At 34.9% G+C, this 19,814-nt stretch carries 8 protein-coding genes; 3 read left to right on the forward strand and 5 right to left on the reverse strand.

Annotation, left to right across the window (positions count from 1 at the left end; all coding sequences use genetic code 11):
* The first annotated feature begins 43 nt into the window (after window positions 1-43).
* Window positions 44-7,972: a DUF5011/hyalin repeat domain-containing protein gene (locus H9L01_RS03155; protein WP_187534580.1), complete on the forward strand. Its 7,929-nt coding sequence runs from the start codon at window positions 44-46 to the stop codon at window positions 7,970-7,972.
* An 83-nt stretch (window positions 7,973-8,055) separates the two neighbouring features.
* Here H9L01_RS03155 and H9L01_RS03160 read toward each other — a convergent pair whose 3' ends face one another.
* Window positions 8,056-9,357, reverse strand: coding sequence for a PTS sugar transporter subunit IIC (locus tag H9L01_RS03160; RefSeq protein ID WP_187534581.1), 1,302 nt, complete (start codon window positions 9,355-9,357; stop codon window positions 8,056-8,058).
* A 253-nt stretch (window positions 9,358-9,610) separates the two neighbouring features.
* Between H9L01_RS03160 and H9L01_RS10755 the strand changes: the two genes are divergently transcribed.
* Together H9L01_RS10755 and H9L01_RS03165 are read left to right on the forward strand one after the other, a co-directional pair.
* On the forward strand, window positions 9,611-11,644 hold the full coding sequence (locus H9L01_RS10755; protein ID WP_246449153.1) for a collagen binding domain-containing protein: 2,034 nt from the start codon (window positions 9,611-9,613) through the stop codon (window positions 11,642-11,644).
* Between the two features lie 893 nt (window positions 11,645-12,537).
* Window positions 12,538-15,156 (forward strand): MSCRAMM family protein, encoded by a 2,619-nt coding sequence (locus H9L01_RS03165; RefSeq protein WP_246449195.1) that lies wholly within the window; start codon window positions 12,538-12,540, stop codon window positions 15,154-15,156.
* Between the two features lie 93 nt (window positions 15,157-15,249).
* Here H9L01_RS03165 and proC read toward each other — a convergent pair whose 3' ends face one another.
* From proC to H9L01_RS03185, 4 genes are all read right to left on the reverse strand, one after another.
* Window positions 15,250-16,023: a pyrroline-5-carboxylate reductase gene (gene proC / locus H9L01_RS03170; RefSeq protein ID WP_187534583.1), complete on the reverse strand. Its 774-nt coding sequence runs from the start codon at window positions 16,021-16,023 to the stop codon at window positions 15,250-15,252.
* Between the two features lie 16 nt (window positions 16,024-16,039).
* On the reverse strand, window positions 16,040-17,350 hold the full coding sequence (locus tag H9L01_RS03175; protein ID WP_187534584.1) for an ATP-binding protein: 1,311 nt from the start codon (window positions 17,348-17,350) through the stop codon (window positions 16,040-16,042).
* 32 nt (window positions 17,351-17,382) lie between these two features.
* A complete protein-coding gene (locus tag H9L01_RS03180) occupies window positions 17,383-17,745 on the reverse strand; it encodes a hypothetical protein (RefSeq protein ID WP_187534585.1) in 363 nt (120 codons plus the stop codon).
* Window positions 17,746-17,835: 90 nt separating this feature from the next.
* Complete coding sequence (locus H9L01_RS03185; RefSeq protein WP_187534586.1) at window positions 17,836-19,803, reverse strand: alpha/beta hydrolase family protein; 1,968 nt, start codon at window positions 19,801-19,803, stop codon at window positions 17,836-17,838.
* Between the last annotated feature and the right edge of the window lie 11 nt (window positions 19,804-19,814).

Consider the following 19,814-nt stretch of genomic DNA (forward strand, 5'->3'; position numbering starts at 1 on the left):
ATTTGTACCATCAAATATTATTGGTGTGAACAGAGGGGAAGCTATGAAGAAAAATAGAAAGATTTTTTTAAGTATGTTTGCGTCGCTGGCTATTTTGCTATCGACAGTTGTAAATTATGAGAATATAAATATTTTTGCTGATTATAATGTGAATAATTATCCAACATGTGAAAGTGCTGGTGATAAGTGTAAACCCTATAAAGATTCTGAAATGTATAGGCTAATTCAAAAAGGTGGAAATGGCGTCGTACCAACAAATAAAGCAGATACGATGACATGGAATGACGGTAAATACATCTATTTTGAAACGACATATGACTATGATGTTAACGTAACGCTATATTTCCCTATTGATATAACGGTATCTAAGAATGATTTTGAAGGTTTAGCAGAAAAAGCACTTGCAAGTAAAATGGAAATCAATGGATTTGTAATCTATAAACACAAAAAAGGTGATGATAGATTCAAGAAACTTGATAATTTCATGGCAATTAAAAATGCTGCAGGAAGTGTTAATAAAGAAGGATACTATCCAATCAAATTAGAAGAAACCTCTAGTCCAGTTGGCTTTAATATTATTTACTATATCTACATTGATAATGGAGAGGGACCATATCCTGAGTTATCAACTTTTGATGAGAATATAGAAGTAGGAACATTAAAAACCTATAATCCTATTGATAAAGATAAAGTTACAGGAAAGGCTTCTTTCGAACCTGGAAAATCAAAGCAAGTTGTTTCTAATGATAAATTGAAATATACAATAAAAGATGAAAATGGTAGAACTGTCGATGCAGTAAATCCAAATAAAGTAGGAAAATATACAATCACCTATGAACTAACGGATTTTTTAGGCCGTACTGTTACTAAAACCAAAAACGTAACTGTGGAAGATAAACGTCCAACACTTACTGAAGTTAATCCGGAAACACCTAAAGAAGTCATAATCGGAGATACAACCAATCCAAAAGATTTCGTTGAAGCTACTGATCACTATGGCAATCCAATTGATAAAGATAAGGTTGAGATTAAAAATCCTGAAGTATTGGATCAACCAGGAGATCAAACAGTCATCTATGTGGTTACTGACAAAGATGGTCGTGAATCTGAACCACTAGAAGTGATCGTAAAAGTTAAGGAACTTGAAGTCACAATTGATGCGACTGATAAAGTTATTGAACTTAACGATAAATTTGACCCATTGAAGGAAGTCTCAGCTAAAGGTACCGATGGCAAAGACTATACAGAGAATTTAGTTCCGACAAGCAGTGTAGACACAACAAAACCTGGAATTTATGATGTCGTTTATGAAGTAATTGTCGATGGTGAGGTTATCGGAACCAAAACAATTACTGTAACTGTGGAAGATAAACGACCAACACTTACTGAAGTAAATCCAGATACACCTAAAGAAGTCATAATCGGAGATACAACCAATCCAAAAGATTTCGTTGAAGCTACTGATCACGATGGCAATCCAATTGATAAAGATAAGATTGAGATTAAGAATCCTGAAGTATTGGATCAACCAGGAGATCAAACAGTTATTTATGTGGTGACTGATAAAGATGGACGTGAATCTGAACCACTAGAAGTGATCGTAAAAGTTAAGGAACTTGAAGTCACAATTGATGCGACTGATAAAGTTATTGAACTTAACGACAAATTCGAACCACTAAAAGATGTGAGTGCCAAAGGTACTGATGGCAAAGACTATACAGCAGATTTAGTTCCGAAAAGCAGTGTAGATACTACAAAACCTGGTATCTATGATGTCGTTTACGAAGTAATCGTTGATGGTAAGGTTATCGGAACCAAAACAATCACTGTCACTGTGGAAGATAAACGACCAACACTTACCGAAGTTAATCCAGATAAACCTAAAGAAGTCATAATCGGAGATACAACCAATCCAAAAGATTTCGTTGAAGCTACTGATCACGATGGCAATCCAATTGATAAAGATAAGGTTGAGATTAAGAATCCCGAAGTATTGGATCAACCAGGAGATCAAACAGTCATCTATGTGGTTACTGACAAAGATGGTCGTGAATCTGAACCACTAGAAGTGATCGTAAAAGTTAAGGAACTTGAAGTCGCAATTGATGCGACTGATAAAGTTATTGAACTCAATGATACTTTCGAACCGCTAAAAGATGTGAGTGCCAAAGGTACTGATGGCAAAGACTATACAGCAGATTTAGTTCCAACAAGCAGTGTAGATACTTCAAAACCTGGTATCTATAATGTCGTTTACGAAGTGGTTGTCGATGGTAAGGTTATCGGAATCAAAACAATCACCGTAACTGTGGAAGATAAACGTCCAACACTTACTGAAGTTAATCCGGAAACACCTAAAGAAGTCATAATCGGAGATACAACCAATCCAAAAGATTTCGTTGAAGCAACTGATCACGATGGCAATCCAATTGATAAAGATAAGATTGAGATTAAAAATCCTGAAGTATTGGATCAACCGGGAGATCAAACAGTCATCTATGTGGTCACTGATAAAGATGGCCGTGAATCCGAACCTTTAGAAGTAATCGTAAAAGTTAAGGAACTTGAAGTCACAATCGATGCGACTGACAAAGTTATTGAACTTAATGATAAATTCGAACCACTAAAAGATGTGAGTGCCAAAGGTACTGATGGCAAAGACTATACAGCAGATTTAGTTCCAACAAGCAGTGTAGACACAACAAAACCTGGAATTTATGATGTCGTTTATGAAGTAATTGTCGATGGTGAGGTTATCGGAACCAAAACAATTACTGTAACTGTGGAAGATAAACGACCAACACTTACTGAAGTAAATCCAGATACACCTAAAGAAGTCATAATCGGAGATACAACCAATCCAAAAGATTTCGTTGAAGCTACTGATCACGATGGCAATCCAATTGATAAAGATAAGATTGAGATTAAGAATCCTGAAGTATTGGATCAACCAGGAGATCAAACAGTTATTTATGTGGTGACTGATAAAGATGGACGTGAATCTGAACCACTAGAAGTGATCGTAAAAGTTAAGGAACTTGAAGTCACAATTGATGCGACTGATAAAGTTATTGAACTTAACGACAAATTCGAACCACTAAAAGATGTGAGTGCCAAAGGTACTGATGGCAAAGACTATACAGCAGATTTAGTTCCGAAAAGCAGTGTAGATACTACAAAACCTGGTATCTATGATGTCGTTTACGAAGTAATCGTTGATGGTAAGGTTATCGGAACCAAAACAATCACTGTCACTGTGGAAGATAAACGACCAACACTTACCGAAGTTAATCCAGATAAACCTAAAGAAGTCATAATCGGAGATACAACCAATCCAAAAGATTTCGTTGAAGCTACTGATCACGATGGCAATCCAATTGATAAAGATAAGGTTGAGATTAAGAATCCCGAAGTATTGGATCAACCAGGAGATCAAACAGTCATCTATGTGGTTACTGACAAAGATGGTCGTGAATCTGAACCACTAGAAGTGATCGTAAAAGTTAAGGAACTTGAAGTCGCAATTGATGCGACTGATAAAGTTATTGAACTCAATGATACTTTCGAACCGCTAAAAGATGTGAGTGCCAAAGGTACTGATGGCAAAGACTATACAGCAGATTTAGTTCCAACAAGCAGTGTAGATACTTCAAAACCTGGTATCTATAATGTCGTTTACGAAGTGGTTGTCGATGGTAAGGTTATCGGAATCAAAACAATCACCGTAACTGTGGAAGATAAACGTCCAACACTTACTGAAGTTAATCCGGAAACACCTAAAGAAGTCATAATCGGAGATACAACCAATCCAAAAGATTTCGTTGAAGCAACTGATCACGATGGCAATCCAATTGATAAAGATAAGATTGAGATTAAAAATCCTGAAGTATTGGATCAACCGGGAGATCAAACAGTCATCTATGTGGTCACTGATAAAGATGGCCGTGAATCCGAACCTTTAGAAGTAATCGTAAAAGTTAAGGAACTTGAAGTCACAATCGATGCGACTGACAAAGTTATTGAACTTAATGATAAATTCGAACCACTAAAAGATGTGAGTGCCAAAGGTACTGATGGCAAAGACTATACAGCAGATTTAGTTCCAACAAGCAGTGTAGATACTTCAAAACCTGGTATCTATAATGTCGTTTACGAAGTGGTTGTCGATGGTAAGGTTATCGGAACCAAAACAATCACCGTAACTGTGGAAGATAAACGTCCAACACTTACTGAAGTAAATCCAGATACACCTAAAGAAGTCATAATCGGAGATACAACCAATCCAAAAGATTTCGTTGAAGCAACTGATCACGATGGCAATCCAATTGATAAAGATAAGATTGAGATTAAAAATCCTGAAGTATTGGATCAACCGGGAGATCAAACAGTCATCTATGTGGTCACTGATAAAGATGGCCGTGAATCCGAACCTTTAGAAGTAATCGTAAAAGTTAAGGAACTTGAAGTCACAATCGATGCGACTGACAAAGTTATTGAACTTAATGATAAATTCGAACCACTAAAAGATGTGAGTGCCAAAGGTACTGATGGCAAAGACTATACAGCAGATTTAGTTCCGAAAAGCAGTGTAGATACTACAAAACCTGGTATCTATGATGTCGTTTACGAAGTAATCGTTGATGGTAAGGTTATCGGAACCAAAACAATCACCGTAACTGTGGAAGATAAACGTCCAACACTTACTGAAGTAAATCCAGATACACCTAAAGAAATCGTAATCGGTGACACAACGAATCCAAAAGATTTCGTTGAAGCAACTGATCACGATGGCAATCCAATTGATAAAGATAAGATTGAGATTAAAAATCCTGAAGTATTGGATCAACCGGGAGATCAAACAGTTATTTATGTGGTCACTGATAAAGATGGCCGTGAATCCGAACCTTTAGAAGTAATCGTAAAAGTTAAGGAACTTGAAGTCACAATCGATGCGACTGACAAAGTTATTGAACTTAATGATAAATTCGAACCACTAAAAGATGTGAGTGCCAAAGGTACTGATGGCAAAGACTATACAGCAGATTTAGTTCCAACAAGCAGTGTAGATACTTCAAAACCTGGTATCTATAATGTCGTTTACGAAGTAATCGTTGATGGTAAGGTTATCGGAACCAAAACAATCACCGTAACTGTGGAAGATAAACGTCCAACACTTACTGAAGTAAATCCAGATACACCTAAAGAAGTCATAATCGGAGATACAACCAATCCAAAAGATTTCGTTGAAGCAACTGATCACGATGGCAATCCAATTGATAAAGATAAGATTGAGATTAAAAATCCTGAAGTATTGGATCAACCGGGAGATCAAACAGTCATCTATGTGGTCACTGATAAAGATGGCCGTGAATCCGAACCTTTAGAAGTAATCGTAAAAGTTAAGGAACTTGAAGTCACAATCGATGCGACTGACAAAGTTATTGAACTTAATGATAAATTCGAACCACTAAAAGATGTGAGTGCCAAAGGTACTGATGGCAAAGACTATACAGCAGATTTAGTTCCAACAAGCAGTGTAGATACTTCAAAACCTGGTATCTATAATGTCGTTTACGAAGTAATCGTTGATGGTAAGGTTATCGGAACCAAAACAATCACCGTAACTGTGGAAGATAAACGTCCAACACTTACTGAAGTAAATCCAGATACACCTAAAGAAGTCATAATCGGAGATACAACCAATCCAAAAGATTTCGTTGAAGCAACTGATCACGATGGCAATCCAATTGATAAAGATAAGATTGAGATTAAAAATCCTGAAGTATTGGATCAACCGGGAGATCAAACAGTCATCTATGTGGTCACTGATAAAGATGGCCGTGAATCCGAACCTTTAGAAGTAATCGTAAAAGTTAAGGAACTTGAAGTCACAATCGATGCGACTGACAAAGTTATTGAACTTAATGATAAATTCGAACCACTAAAAGATGTGAGTGCCAAAGGTACTGATGGCAAAGACTATACAGCAGATTTAGTTCCAACAAGCAGTGTAGATACTTCAAAACCTGGTATCTATAATGTCGTTTACGAAGTAATCGTTGATGGTAAGGTTATCGGAACCAAAACAATCACCGTAACTGTGGAAGATAAACGTCCAACACTTACTGAAGTAAATCCAGATACACCTAAAGAAATCGTAATCGGTGACACAACGAATCCAAAAGATTTCGTCGAAGCAACCGATCATGATGGCAATCCAATTGATAAAGATAAGATTGAGATTAAGAATCCTGAAGTATTGGATCAACCGGGAGATCAAACAGTCATCTATGTGGTTACTGATAAAGATGGCCGTGAATCCGAACCTTTAGAAGTAATCGTAAAAGTTAAGGAACTTGAAGTCACAATCGATGCGACTGACAAAGTTATTGAACTTAATGATAAATTCGAACCACTAAAAGATGTGAGTGCCAAAGGTACTGATGGCAAAGACTATACAGCAGATTTAGTTCCAACAAGCAGTGTAGATACTTCAAAACCTGGTATCTATAATGTCGTTTACGAAGTAATCGTTGATGGTAAGGTTATCGGAACCAAAACAATCACCGTAACTGTGGAAGATAAACGTCCAACACTTACTGAAGTAAATCCAGATACACCTAAAGAAATCGTAATCGGTGACACAACGAATCCAAAAGATTTCGTCGAAGCTACTGATCACGATGGCAATCCAATTGATAAAGATAAGATTGAGATTAAGAATCCTGAAGTATTGGATCAACCGGGTGATCAAACAGTCATCTATGTGGTTACTGATAAAGATGGCCGTGAATCCGAACCATTAGAAGTAATCGTAAAAGTTAAGGAACTTGAAGTCACAATCGATGCGACTGATAAAGTTATTGAGCTTAACGACAAATTCGAACCACTAAAAGATGTGAGTGCCAAAGGTACTGATGGCAAAGACTATACAGCAGATTTAGTTCCGAAAAGCAGTGTAGATACTACAAAACCTGGTATCTATGATGTCGTTTACGAAGTAATCGTTGATGGTAAGGTTATCGGAACCAAAACAATCACTGTCACTGTGGAAGATAAACGACCAACACTTACCGAAGTTAATCCAGATAAACCTAAAGAAGTCATAATCGGAGATACAACCAATCCAAAAGATTTCGTTGAAGCTACTGATCACGATGGCAATCCAATTGATAAAGATAAGATTGAGATTAAGAATCCTGAAGTATTGGATCAACCAGGAGATCAAACAGTTATTTATGTGGTGACTGATAAAGATGGACGTGAATCTGAACCACTAGAAGTGATCGTAAAAGTTAAGGAACTTGAAGTCACAATTGATGCGACTGATAAAGTTATTGAACTTAACGATAAATTTGATCCATTGAAGGAAGCCTCAGCTAAAGGAACTGATGGCAAAGACTATACAGCAGATTTAGTTCCGACAAGCAGTGTAGATACTACAAAACCAGGTGTCTATGATGTCGTTTATGAAGTAATTGTCGATGGTAAAGTTTACGGCACAAAAACAATCACCGTAACTGTGGAAGATAAACGACCAACACTTACTGAGAACAATACGTCGAGAAAGTTAAAAAACAAGGATTCTGAAACTTTTAATCCACTAGATTATGTCGAAGCATACGACTATTTAGGAAATAAAATAGATAAAAAATTTATTGTATTCGAAAATACTCTAGACTTTGAAAATCCTGGATATCAAACAATAACATATTACGTAATTGATGGTTCGGGAAGAGTATCTGACAGGCTAACTTTAGAATTTATTGTAGAGCAAGTTGAAGTACTGGGTGTTAAAAAACCTGAAAAATCTAAAGAGTTGAAGAGTAAAGAAAAGGAAGTAGAGGGAAGTATCCTTCCTACAACTGGAGTGGATAATGATAATATTCCAGTTGGAATTATTCTCTTAGGTGCAGTGCTCGTTATTATTTCAATGAAGAATAAATCTAATAATAAAAATGAAGATTACTAGAAATGATATTATTAAAAGCATAACAAACATTATCTAGAAAAATAAAGCCCAAACTTAACGTTTGGGCTTTTGTTATATATGTACTACATATCAGATTTTGCAAATTCAGCTTCTTTTTCAAGTTGTTGTCTTTCAAATACTTTGAAGAACGGATAGTAAATAATAAGTGAAATAATAAAGTTAATAATAACTAGAACACCGGCCATTATTGTCCAATCTGTACTCATCCAGGCGGCTATTGGGGAGAGAACAGTAAATGGTAGTTTAGCAACCATCATTGGAATTAATCCAAGTTTTAAGAATATATATGCAACAGTAGTCATAACTAGAGGTGCAAGAATAAATGGAATAGCAAGGATTGGGTTCATAACAATAGGAGCCCCAAAGATAACTGGTTCATTAATATTAAAGAGTCCGGGAAGGATGGAGAGTTTACCTAACTTTTTAATGAACTCTGATTTGGAGAAAAGGAATAAACAAACAAGTGCTAATGTTGCTCCTGATCCCCCAATCCAAACATACCATTGTATAAATTGTTCCGTAAAGATATTTGGCATTTGTGAAGCTGGGGTACCTGTTGCGAAAGCTTCCATGTTTTCAGCAATTGACATATCCCAGAATGGTCGGATAATTGGTCCTAAAATAGCAGGCCCATGAATACCCATAACCCAGAATAAACAAATTAAGAATACTGTGAGGAGTCCGCCGAATAAACTATTACCAGCAAGAACACCTTTCAGTGGCATTAAGATAGCTGTAAGGAATCCATTAATATCAAAATGGAATACATAACGAATAATTAAGAATACGAATATAACTGTAGCAGTAGGTAATAAAGCAACGAATGAGTTGGATACCTCAGGTGGAACACCTTCAGGCATTTTAATTGTCCAGTTCTTTTCCTTCATAAATCGGAATATTTCTACAGCGGCAATAGAAGTAACAATTGCTGCGAATAGTGAAGCTGAACCTAAGTTAGCAATATTGATATAACGGCCTGCATTAATAACACCATCTACAGATTCTGTTACTTGAATTGGAACAACTGTAGAAATTAAAAATGCTAGAACAGCAAGTAAACCAGATGATCTTTGATCTAAGTCATAGGTACTTGCAAGATGCTGTCCAATTGTGAAAGCACAATATAAGGACATAATCCCAACAGTAAATCTGAATGGGACATCCAGCATAGCTTTATGTGGTGCAATAAATGCAGCAATCGAGTCAACTGGAATGTTGAGCAAAATTGTAAAGAATGAACCAACGATGGTCAAAGGTAGAATTGCAATTAAACCGTGTCGAATTGATGACATGTGTCGTTGGCCACTAATTTTTGTTGCGACAGGCATTACCTTCGCTTCAAGATAAGTCATAAGTGAATTCATATGTTATCTCCTCCTGCATCTAACATAACATTATAATGTTATAAAATCAAGAAAAAGTTGAAACCGGTTACTAAAATGATAGTATTTTGCCCAAAAACAACCATAGGATGTAACTGAATTCGGAAATGACACGTGATTCTGTATAAAATATACATAATGAAAATATTAATTCTCTGAGAGAGTGCATCAAGTGAAATATAATTTCATAATTTAATATAATAATAGGTGCGTCTAAAATAAAAGGAGATAATAAATGAAGAAGAAATTCTTTTTGTCATGCCTAGTCGTGGTTTCAATTTTTATTGGCCAGATTGGGATATTTGCTGACACTCCAGAATTAATTTCAGGAGAAAAGAGTTCTGAGATTGTTACTTCAGTTAACAATCAAGAACAAGCTAATAGTAAAAAAAATAAAATAACTCAAAATGTCGGAGCTGACAATCTTACAGAACATTTGAAAGTTATTGAATACGGACTTAAGAAAGGTTCTGGCGATGATGCAGTAGTTGTTGATTCGAGTAAGGGACCTATTGAGATTAAAGACGGGGACGTCTTTACCTTAAAAGTACATTGGGAAGCTGCTAAAGAATTAAAAAATAACAGTCTGACAGCAGGACAGTACTTTGAATTCAAACTTCCTGAAGGATTCCCTATGGTTGATAGTTTCCGTATTGAAAATAGTGTTCCATTTGGTCACTATAAATATGACAAACAAACTCAAACTGTAAAATTCATTCTTAACGAAATGGTTCAAAATGATGACTTCAAAGAAGATTACAAGGGTGATCTTGAATTAATTCTTAAAGTTGATCGTAAAGAAACTCTCGTAGATGAAATTGTAACTATCATCAATCCAATTACTAATAAAACAGACTTTGAGTTTATTATGAAACCAAGTTTATTACACCAAGATATTTCTAAGTCGGGAATACTTGATAAGGACAAAAATGAAATTACTTGGAAGATTAATATTAATGAAAATTATAAAAAATTAAATAATGTTGTTATATCTGACGTCCTAGATCCTAATCTAGAACTTGTCTCCGTCACAGTTCAAGACTACCAAATGAATGCTGTGAGTGGAAAAAAATCATATTCAGATGAAGCAACTCAATTAGAAAAAGACAAAAATTATTCAGTAGGTGAAGGAAATAATCTACAAATTGTCCTTGGATCAATCACATCGCCTAAAGAAATCACAATCGTGACTAAAGTTACCAAAGAACATTTTCCTCTAATTGGAAAAGAAGTTCTAATTAACAATAAGGCCCATATTAAAAGTGATGAATTAGATAAAGAATCAAATAATGTTCCTATAGCCTATCCCTTGGAAAAAGTTATTAGTAAAGATAATGGTGTTTATGAAAGTGAAGATAATACTTTCACTTGGAACATTGATATCAATAGTACAAACGTAAACTTCAAAAAAGGAACAATTGTTACTGATAAAATTTATCCCGAAAATGCATTTAAATATTTAGAGGACTCTTTTGTGATTACTCATGAAGGAAAAACATATTCAGTTGCATCATTTAATGACGAATTTAAAGATAAAGTGAAATTAACACTTAATCAAAAAGAAGTTGAAGTTGATGGAAGAAAGGTTCTTAAGGATGATTCATTCACACTTGAATATCTCAGTGATTCAACCGATCATTTCGGAATCAAATATACGACTCAAGCAAATTGGGAAGATATGTCTAAAATTGAAGCAAATGGTACAAGTAATACCTTAGCTATCAAGTATGGCGATGAAGGTGATGAAGTTACAGGTCACGGTAAAGGTTATGGAAAAGGCATCATTGGTAAATATGCTTCAATTGACTATGTAAAACGAGATATCGCATGGCATGTATCGGCTAATGAAGGCGGTAAAAGCGGAACAAGCGGAAAACATAGTCTTGATAAAGTAGTTATTAAAGATAAATTAGAGGATGGCAAGAATTTCTTAACTTACAAAGATAAATCCTTTGTCATCAAGAAAAATGGGATAGTACTCCTTGATTTAGGAAATAAAGAAAATAGCACATTTGAAATCAAAGAAGAAAAAGTTAGCGACACAGTACTAAAGGTAACGGGTACGGGAAATCTGGCGAAACATTTGTACTCACAATTGATCATGGTGAAAAAAACTATGAGTTTAACTATGATGAAGCAGGAAAAATGTTCCGTGCACAATTTGATATTGATTATAAAACAAGCTTTGATGAATTTTACCATAGTGAAATTGACCATGTTGGTCGATTCAAAAATATCGCAGAAGGTGAATTTACATCGAATGGCGTAATCACTCGTGGTAAAGCTACATCAACACAAGAAATTAATCCAGAAGCTAAGAATAACGGATTAAAGACAGGTGTCTATAATTTCGAAACGAAAGAAATAACATGGGATATCTACCTAAACTACAACGGTAGAGAAACAATTGATTATACAATTAATGACCAATTAGACTTGCCACAAAAATTCGTAAATGGAAGTATTGAATTACTTGAATACACGATTGACGAAAATGGTAAAACTTATATTAATGAAAATAAGAAGATGAAACTTGACGGCTCAGTAACAGATAATGATGCTGGTGCTAACTTGCAAATTAATATTGATGGAAAGAAACTAAATCTTGAAAAAGAAGGCTATTCAAACCGTATTGTTGTTCGTTTTAAAACATCTGTGAGAGATAATATCAATCAAAAAGATGTCATTAATAATCATGCATTTGTTAAAAACAATCATAATGGTAAAGAGTATCCCCTTAAAGGATATGTAAATATTCCAAATGGTGGACAATTCATGAGTAAAAGCGTCCGTGAAAATGAAGACAAAAACGGTAAACTTGTCTTAGATTGGACTCTGCAAGTGAATAAAAGTGCTACAATCTTTGATTCAATGGAAATTGTAGATGCTTTAAATAGTACACATACATACAACGAGGATTCATTTAAAGTAATTGCTGCAAAAGCAGATAAAAATGGAAATTTAGAAAGAATACGTGAGCTAGATAAAGATGAGTTTGAACTTAGATTTACTGAATCCAAAGATTCTAATGAGCATACATATCAAATTGCAACGATAACTATTAATCCAAGTTTATTAAAAGAGTTACCTACATATATTATTGAATACTCCACAACGCCACTCTTAGAGGTTGGCCAAGTAACCTATTCAAATAAAGCCGATATGAATGCAACTCATAAAGAAGAAGAATTTAAAACAGTTTCGGTTCCTGTAGACAAATCATACGTATACGGTGTTGGATCTGCTACAGCTACCAGTCAAAAACTGGCAGTTATCAAAAAAGATAGCGAAGGAAATCCAATTCAAGGTGTTAGATTTGGATTATACTATGCTCGTACTGGCAAGCTTGTGAAGGAACAAGTAACCAACGAAAATGGTGAATTGAAATTTGAAAACTTATTTACCACTGAATATATACTTAAGGAATTAGAAACACTGCCAGGATACGGTATTGAAATTCAATATTTGGAAGGTATCAAACTCCAAGTTAATGATCAAACAACACTTGCTGCAAATTCAAATAATGGCTTAGTGATTACAAATCATAAGAATGCCATACGTATAGAAAAGAAATCAGATAGTACCACTACAGATATCAATTTATCAGCAACCTTTGAAGTTCATAAAATGGATGATAATTCATTGTTAGGACTCATGACAACAGATGAAAACGGAATTGGATATTTTGATAATAATGGAAAAGGATTACTTCCAGGAAAATATAAAATTGTGGAAAGTATTCCAAATGTAGGACATATTAAGAATAATCAAACTTTAGAGATTGAAGTTGCCGAACAACTACTCTATGAAGACGTTGTGGAATTTACAAATTATCAAGGATCTGTTGTTCTCACAAAGGTTGATAAAAACAATCAAGTAATTACTGATTCTATTCAATTTAACTTGGTTAAAAATGATGAAGTTATTGGTGAATATCTAACTCAAAATGGAATCATTGAAATTAATAACTTAGAACCAGGAAACTATAAGTTTGTGGAACAAACACCTGAATCAAAGTACTTACGTGGAAACGATTTAGAATTCGTAGTTTCAGAAAATGAAACAGGAAAACCAGAAACAATTGAACTTACTGCGGTTAACTACAGTGTTAATGCTTCATTTAGTAAAGTAGATAATCACGGTTCAGCACTTGAAGGTGCAAAATTCGGACTCTATAAAATAGATGAAGATACTGATGTTACTTATGAAACCTTAGTCAATCCAATTTCTGAAGTGAAATCTGACGAAAACGGAAGTGTAAGATTTGAAAAAGTATCAGTAGGATATTATGCAGTAAAAGAAATCGAAGCATCCAAGGGTTATGTATTAAACCAAGAAGTTATTCGCTTCGAAATCAAAGACGAAATTATCTCAGAAGATAAAGAAATTAATATCTATGAGAGTAACTTCGTGAACTACAAAGGACAAGCAACACTGACTAAAAAAGATGGTGTTACAGATGAAGTTCTTGCTGGAGCAACATTCTCAGTCTATAAGGGAAATGATTACTTAAATATAGAGAATAATGAACTTGTTGAAAGCAATTTAGTAACCAATGAACAAGGTCAAATCGTACTTGAAGATCTTGAAGCAGGAAATTACTTCTTTGTTGAAACGAGAGCTAATGAGGGATACTATTTAAATAGTAAATTTGTAGCATTCACCATCGAAGAAACTTCGATAAATGACGCTCAATCATCCATAGAACTAGAACATAGAAACTATCGTGCAAATGTTTCATTTGTGAAAAACGATGGTGAAAATGGACTGGAAGGCGCAATCTTTGCGTTAGTTAAAGATGGTGTCATTGTTGGTGATAATTATCAATCCAATGAAGAAGGTGTGGTAACATTCGAAAATATTGGACCTGGTAACTATGAATACTATGAAATAAAAGCACCAAAAGGATATATCATTGAAGACAGAATTTATAATTTCACAGTCGAAGATGGTATTGACACACAAGAAACGCTACATTTTGAAGCAACAAATGTAGAAAACCATAAGGGGTCCGTGGTATTTAATAAAGTAGACCAATTTGGAAATGCAATTGAGGGAGCTCAGTTTGAACTGAGAACAGATTTAGGGGATGTAATCGCATTATCAGAATCGGATCAAAATGGAATTGTTCGAATCGACAATCTTGGATCAGGAAACTATACGATTCATGAAATTAAAGCAGCTACAGGATATATCCTGAATACTGCTAGCATCGACGTTGTAATACCAGAAAAAGCAACTGGTGACTTCGTTTTTGCAACAGAACTCGAAAATAATGAGTTCGTAAACTACCAAGGAACACTTGAAATTCATAAAGTAGATAACGAGGGAAATCATCTCGATGGTGCAACCTTTAACTTGATGAATGATAAGTATGAAATTATTGATACACTCACAACAGTTAATGGAATTGCTAAACTTGATGAACTCGCACCAGGAACATACTTTTTAGAAGAAGCGATTGCTCCTAAGGGATACGAGTTATCAAACGAGCGATTTGTAATTGATATACCTGAGAAGTATGAAGGGGAAATAAACAAACTCCAACTTGAAGTTGTAAATATTAAGATAGAGGAAGAAATAGTAGAACCTAAACCAGATCAAGAGGATGAGGTAGAAGTTCTCGGTGTTACTAAAAAACCTAAGCAGGATGCATTAGAAAGCACGACTAAATTACCAAGTACTGGACTTGATAACAATGTTGTAATCTATCAATACTTGATGATTATGGCTGGAATTACATTTGTATTCTTTGGATTTAAGAAGAAAAACAATAATTAAAGTGATATAAAGATACCTCCATGTGGAATGAATCCATAGGAGGTATCTTTTATTATAAAAAACCTCTCGAACTTTACGAGAGGTGAGACTGTATTATCCAAGTTTATCTTTTTTAATTGTCGCAGCGACAGCTTCATTTACAATTTCATTAAAATTATTATTGTCGAGGGATTGTACACCTTCAATGGTTGTTCCTCCAGGAGAGCATACTTTTACAACCAATTCTTGGGCAGTGTTTGAACTTTGTTGAAGAAAATCAGCACTTCCTTTCACTGCAGAAACTGTGATTGCGAGTGCCTCGTTAAAATCCATTCCTTCTTCGACTGCTTGGTTCATGAGAGCATCAATGAATTTAAAGATGAAAGCAGGAGAACTTCCCGCAATTCCAATAAAAGCGCTGAATAGTTTTTCTTCGACTTCAAATACCTCACCGACATTCGAAAAGATACTTTTTACGAGTTCATAGTTTTCCTCAGTAACGCGTTCATTTCTTGTAATTGCAGATGTGCTTTGTTTGATCGTTGCGTTAAGGTTTGGCATAACACGTATAATGGGCACTAAACCGAGATAGTTTTCTAAATCTTTGATTGTCTTTTTTGCGGCAATTGAAACACAAACCTTATTACCTACAAGATCTTTAATTTCACTTGAAACTGATTCAAGCATTTCAGGTTTTACACAAAGAATAATGATATCAACTTGTTCAACAAGATCACGATTACTTTTAGTAGCATTTACCCCTAATGTTTTTGCCTTTTCTAAAGTGCTCTCGGGAGTGCTTGAGCTAATGTATACGGACTTCTTATCACTGATTCCTTCAATTATAGCGGAAGCCATATTTCCAATTCCAATAAATCCAATTTTCATAGTTAACCTCTTTCTTTTAAAGTAAATTTGAACGAGCTGTCGATTTTAAATTTAAAATAAGATCTCGTAGTTCTTCTATTTCAGAAGACAGATTGGGTGATGTCGTTCGTGGTTTTGTGCCGTAGAGTCCTGACTCATAACGGTTTCTGATATTGTGATTGGGTTGAGATGGTGAGAGCGTTTCAATACAATCAACACTATGTTTTAACTTAATGACTTGTGATAAATAGATTGAATGTGGGTCAACCAAATTAAGAATATCGTTAGAATTGCATGATAGAATAACCTGACCATCAATTTTAGAGATAATATGGTCTATCATGAATTGAAGAGGGTACAAATGAAGAACGCCTTCAAAATCATCAATAATTAAAGTTGAACCGGATAATGCATTCGAAAATTCAATAATGTTATCAGTAAGATGTCTCAGTCCGGATGGTAAAGCATGCTCGGGAATAATGTAAACTCCTTCAGGATTTTGCTGCAGATGTTCAACATAAAACGAATACGAATTACCACCGATATACTCAAATTTATAGCGTGATTGGACAATACTAGGGAATATACTGGAAATGATTTCTGTAAGTATCGGTGTTGTTTTTTCAAAGATATGTTTGAAATCCTGGCTTACAGTTCCACGTGTTAAATGCAAATCGGTATCGAGCATAAAGTTGAAGAAATCATTGTAGTTATAGTAGTTCGTAATAGAGATATGCAAATCTTGTATAAAATTTAGTAAAGATGTCAGGCGTGGATGGAACAGATGTCCATTCGAGAAACGATGACTGTATAAGAGTAATGAGAGACAGGTATATTGATTCTTGTACTTGGTCACTAACATTTTTAAGGTATCTAGATTACGCGAAGGTGAGATAGCACTTTTAAGGTAAACTTCGTCATCTGAAACACAAAAAACGAGAACAGAACGACGACTACTCGTTCTCACGAGTGATTCGGAAATAAGGTTATAAGTGTTATCGAAAACAAGTTCATAGATGTAAGTATAACCATCAACGATAATTTCATAAACAAGTACCATCGGTGCTTGTGCATTGATTCTAAAGTTAGCTTTTACCTCGTCTGTTAGATTGAAACGTGGTACTTTGTGTTCATATTTTGATCTTTTACGATTATTGTGGATTTGATTGATGGTATAGCCATCTGAGAGTTTACGAAAAAAAGCAAGAGAAATAAGAAGTGACGTCTTGCCGCTTCCATTGTCCCCAAAAAGATAAATACGATCTTTGACAGAACCTCTGCCATTTTTAAACACGACTCTCTCAGAGTCAAAGCATCGAAAGTTTCTGAGAAAAACTGAACCAAACATAAAATCACTCCTTTAGATCAAGTAAAAAAGAATTACCACTTAATACTATCGACGACAGCTTTTGCTTCGGCGAGACCTAAGTTTGAGTTGTCCATAATGAACTTAATTGCTCTAATTTTCTCATTGTTGTTTAAGTAGTTTTTCACAATGTCTTCTTGGTCACGGTCTAACTTAAAACTTTGAGTTGGTTGATGCGTTACCTTTGTTTGTGTATAGGTATGAGCGTGAGATTGCTCAAATTTATGTTGATAGGCTGTATCTCTTTGTTTTTTCTTCTTTTGTTGCTGTTGATTGTGTTTGATATCAAAATCAATATTTCTTTCCTTAAGACGATTCATTAATAACATTATAAAAACGATTAAAAATAAAATGATACATAAGATTACTAGATTCATAGTAGACATACAATCACCGCTTTCTTAACTATATTATATCAAAACTGTCTAAAAAAAATAGAGTTCAGTTTGAACTCTATTTAAAGTGATTTATTTAAGATGTGAATTCATCCAGTTTGTAATTTCCTCGAGACGTTTTACACGTGATTGAGGTCTTCCTGAACGAGAAAGATCATGATTCTCGCCACGGATCCAAACGAATCGGGTTTCCACACCATTAACTTTAATAGCAGTAAAGAGTTGCATGCCTTGTTCGATGGGGCAACGGTAATCTTCTTCAGAGTGAATGAAAAGAAGTGGCGTCTTGATATTTTGAGCATGTTTTAAAGGTGACTGTTCCCACATTTGTTCAATGTTATCGAAAGGTGATGATGCTGTTTGATCAACACCGAAGTAGACACCAATATCTGAAGTTCCATAGAAAGAAACCCAGTTTGAAATACAACGTTGTGTGGCTGCGGCAGCGAAACGGTCGGTGTGACTTACAATCCAGTTAGTCATAAATCCGCCATAGGATCCGCCAGTAACACCAACTTTTTTAGGGTCAATAGCATACTTATCGAGGACAATATCTGTAAATGTCATAATATCTTCGTAATCAATGGTTCCATATTTCCCGCGAATATCTGAGAAGTCATTACCATAAGCATCCCCACCGTGTGGATTGGTAAAGAATACAACATAACCCATATTTGCCCACGCTTGCATTTCGTGATAGAAAATATCACCGTAAATTGTTTTTGGACCACCATGAATATCTAATATCGCTGGATATTTTTTGGAAGCATCGTAGTCTTTAGGAAGTAATACCCAACCATCCAACATATCGCCGTTACTTTCGTACTCAATATGTTCTGGCTTCGCAATATAGCATTCTTTCCAATATTTACTATTGAAATCTGAAAGTAGTGCAATCGTCTTCTTATCGAAATCAAGTTCGTAAAGTTCTTGAAGTCTGTTTTCATAAAGACCAATTCCATAATGGGTACCATCAAGGTATACCCAACCATCCAAGCTACCACGAACATCAAAGACTGTTTCAATATTTTCACCGTCAAATGAATATAAAACGGAACGATCATGGTACGTACCCGCAAAGTAGAATACATCGTCTATAACACGATCACTGATAGACCCACCAAGACGCGCATCACTACCCACGGAGTTCCAACCGCTTAAACCAAAGTCTTTAACTTTTGTAAGTGATCCGGATTCGAGCAAGTAAATATCACTGTTTTGATTTAAACCTGTTGTCTTACGATCGTTTGCGAATACAAAAGTTTTCCCGTTTAAGACAGCAAGTTTCGAAATTGAAACTTCTTGCTTAGAGTATATTTCATCAAGTTTTTCATTTTTAGTATCATAAGCAATAAGATCAGGTGTGAATTGAGGTTGCCCGATAGGTGTCTCTTTTACGAAATATGCAATTTGCGTTTCGTCATCAAAACGAATCATCGAAATATCTAAATCTTTAGAAACGATTGACTCATAGCTTTCTTTTTTAGGATCGTAAATAAATGCTTGGCCACGTTTTGCTTTGGTGAATCCACCACCATTAAAATAGAAAGGAACTTCTTCGAAAACTTCATAGTTTGCTTGTTTTGTTAGCGAAGCAATATAGTCTCCACGTTTTTCATCATCAAAAAGTTGATGATCATCTTCATTCAATGACCCTGTAAGAAGGATTTTACCATTATCTAATACCTTTAAGGATGAGATAGGAAACTTAAAGGTGTATGCATGTTCAATCTCACCATTTTTAATATTATAGCGATAAATAACAGTATTCTTATTTTTTACGAGATCTTTTTCTTTATCAAGTTTAGCATTGTGAAATAAAATTGATGTATCGGATTCCCAATAATAACGAGAATCTTGTCCGAGGTTTAAAATATTCTTATAGCTATCACCATCAAAAAGATAAAGATTGTGATCGTAGTCATTTTCATCAAGTCTGGCTTTGGAACGAATAAATGCGGCGCATTTTTTACTTGGGTTAGTATTAAGTTGGGCTAAGTAGTTATAGTCCAGAAAATCATTAAGTTGTAATTCTTTCATAAATTATGTAT

This window comes from Erysipelothrix inopinata, assembly GCF_014396165.1.
Taxonomy (GTDB): Bacteria; Bacillota_I; Bacilli_A; order Erysipelotrichales; family Erysipelotrichaceae; genus Erysipelothrix; species Erysipelothrix inopinata.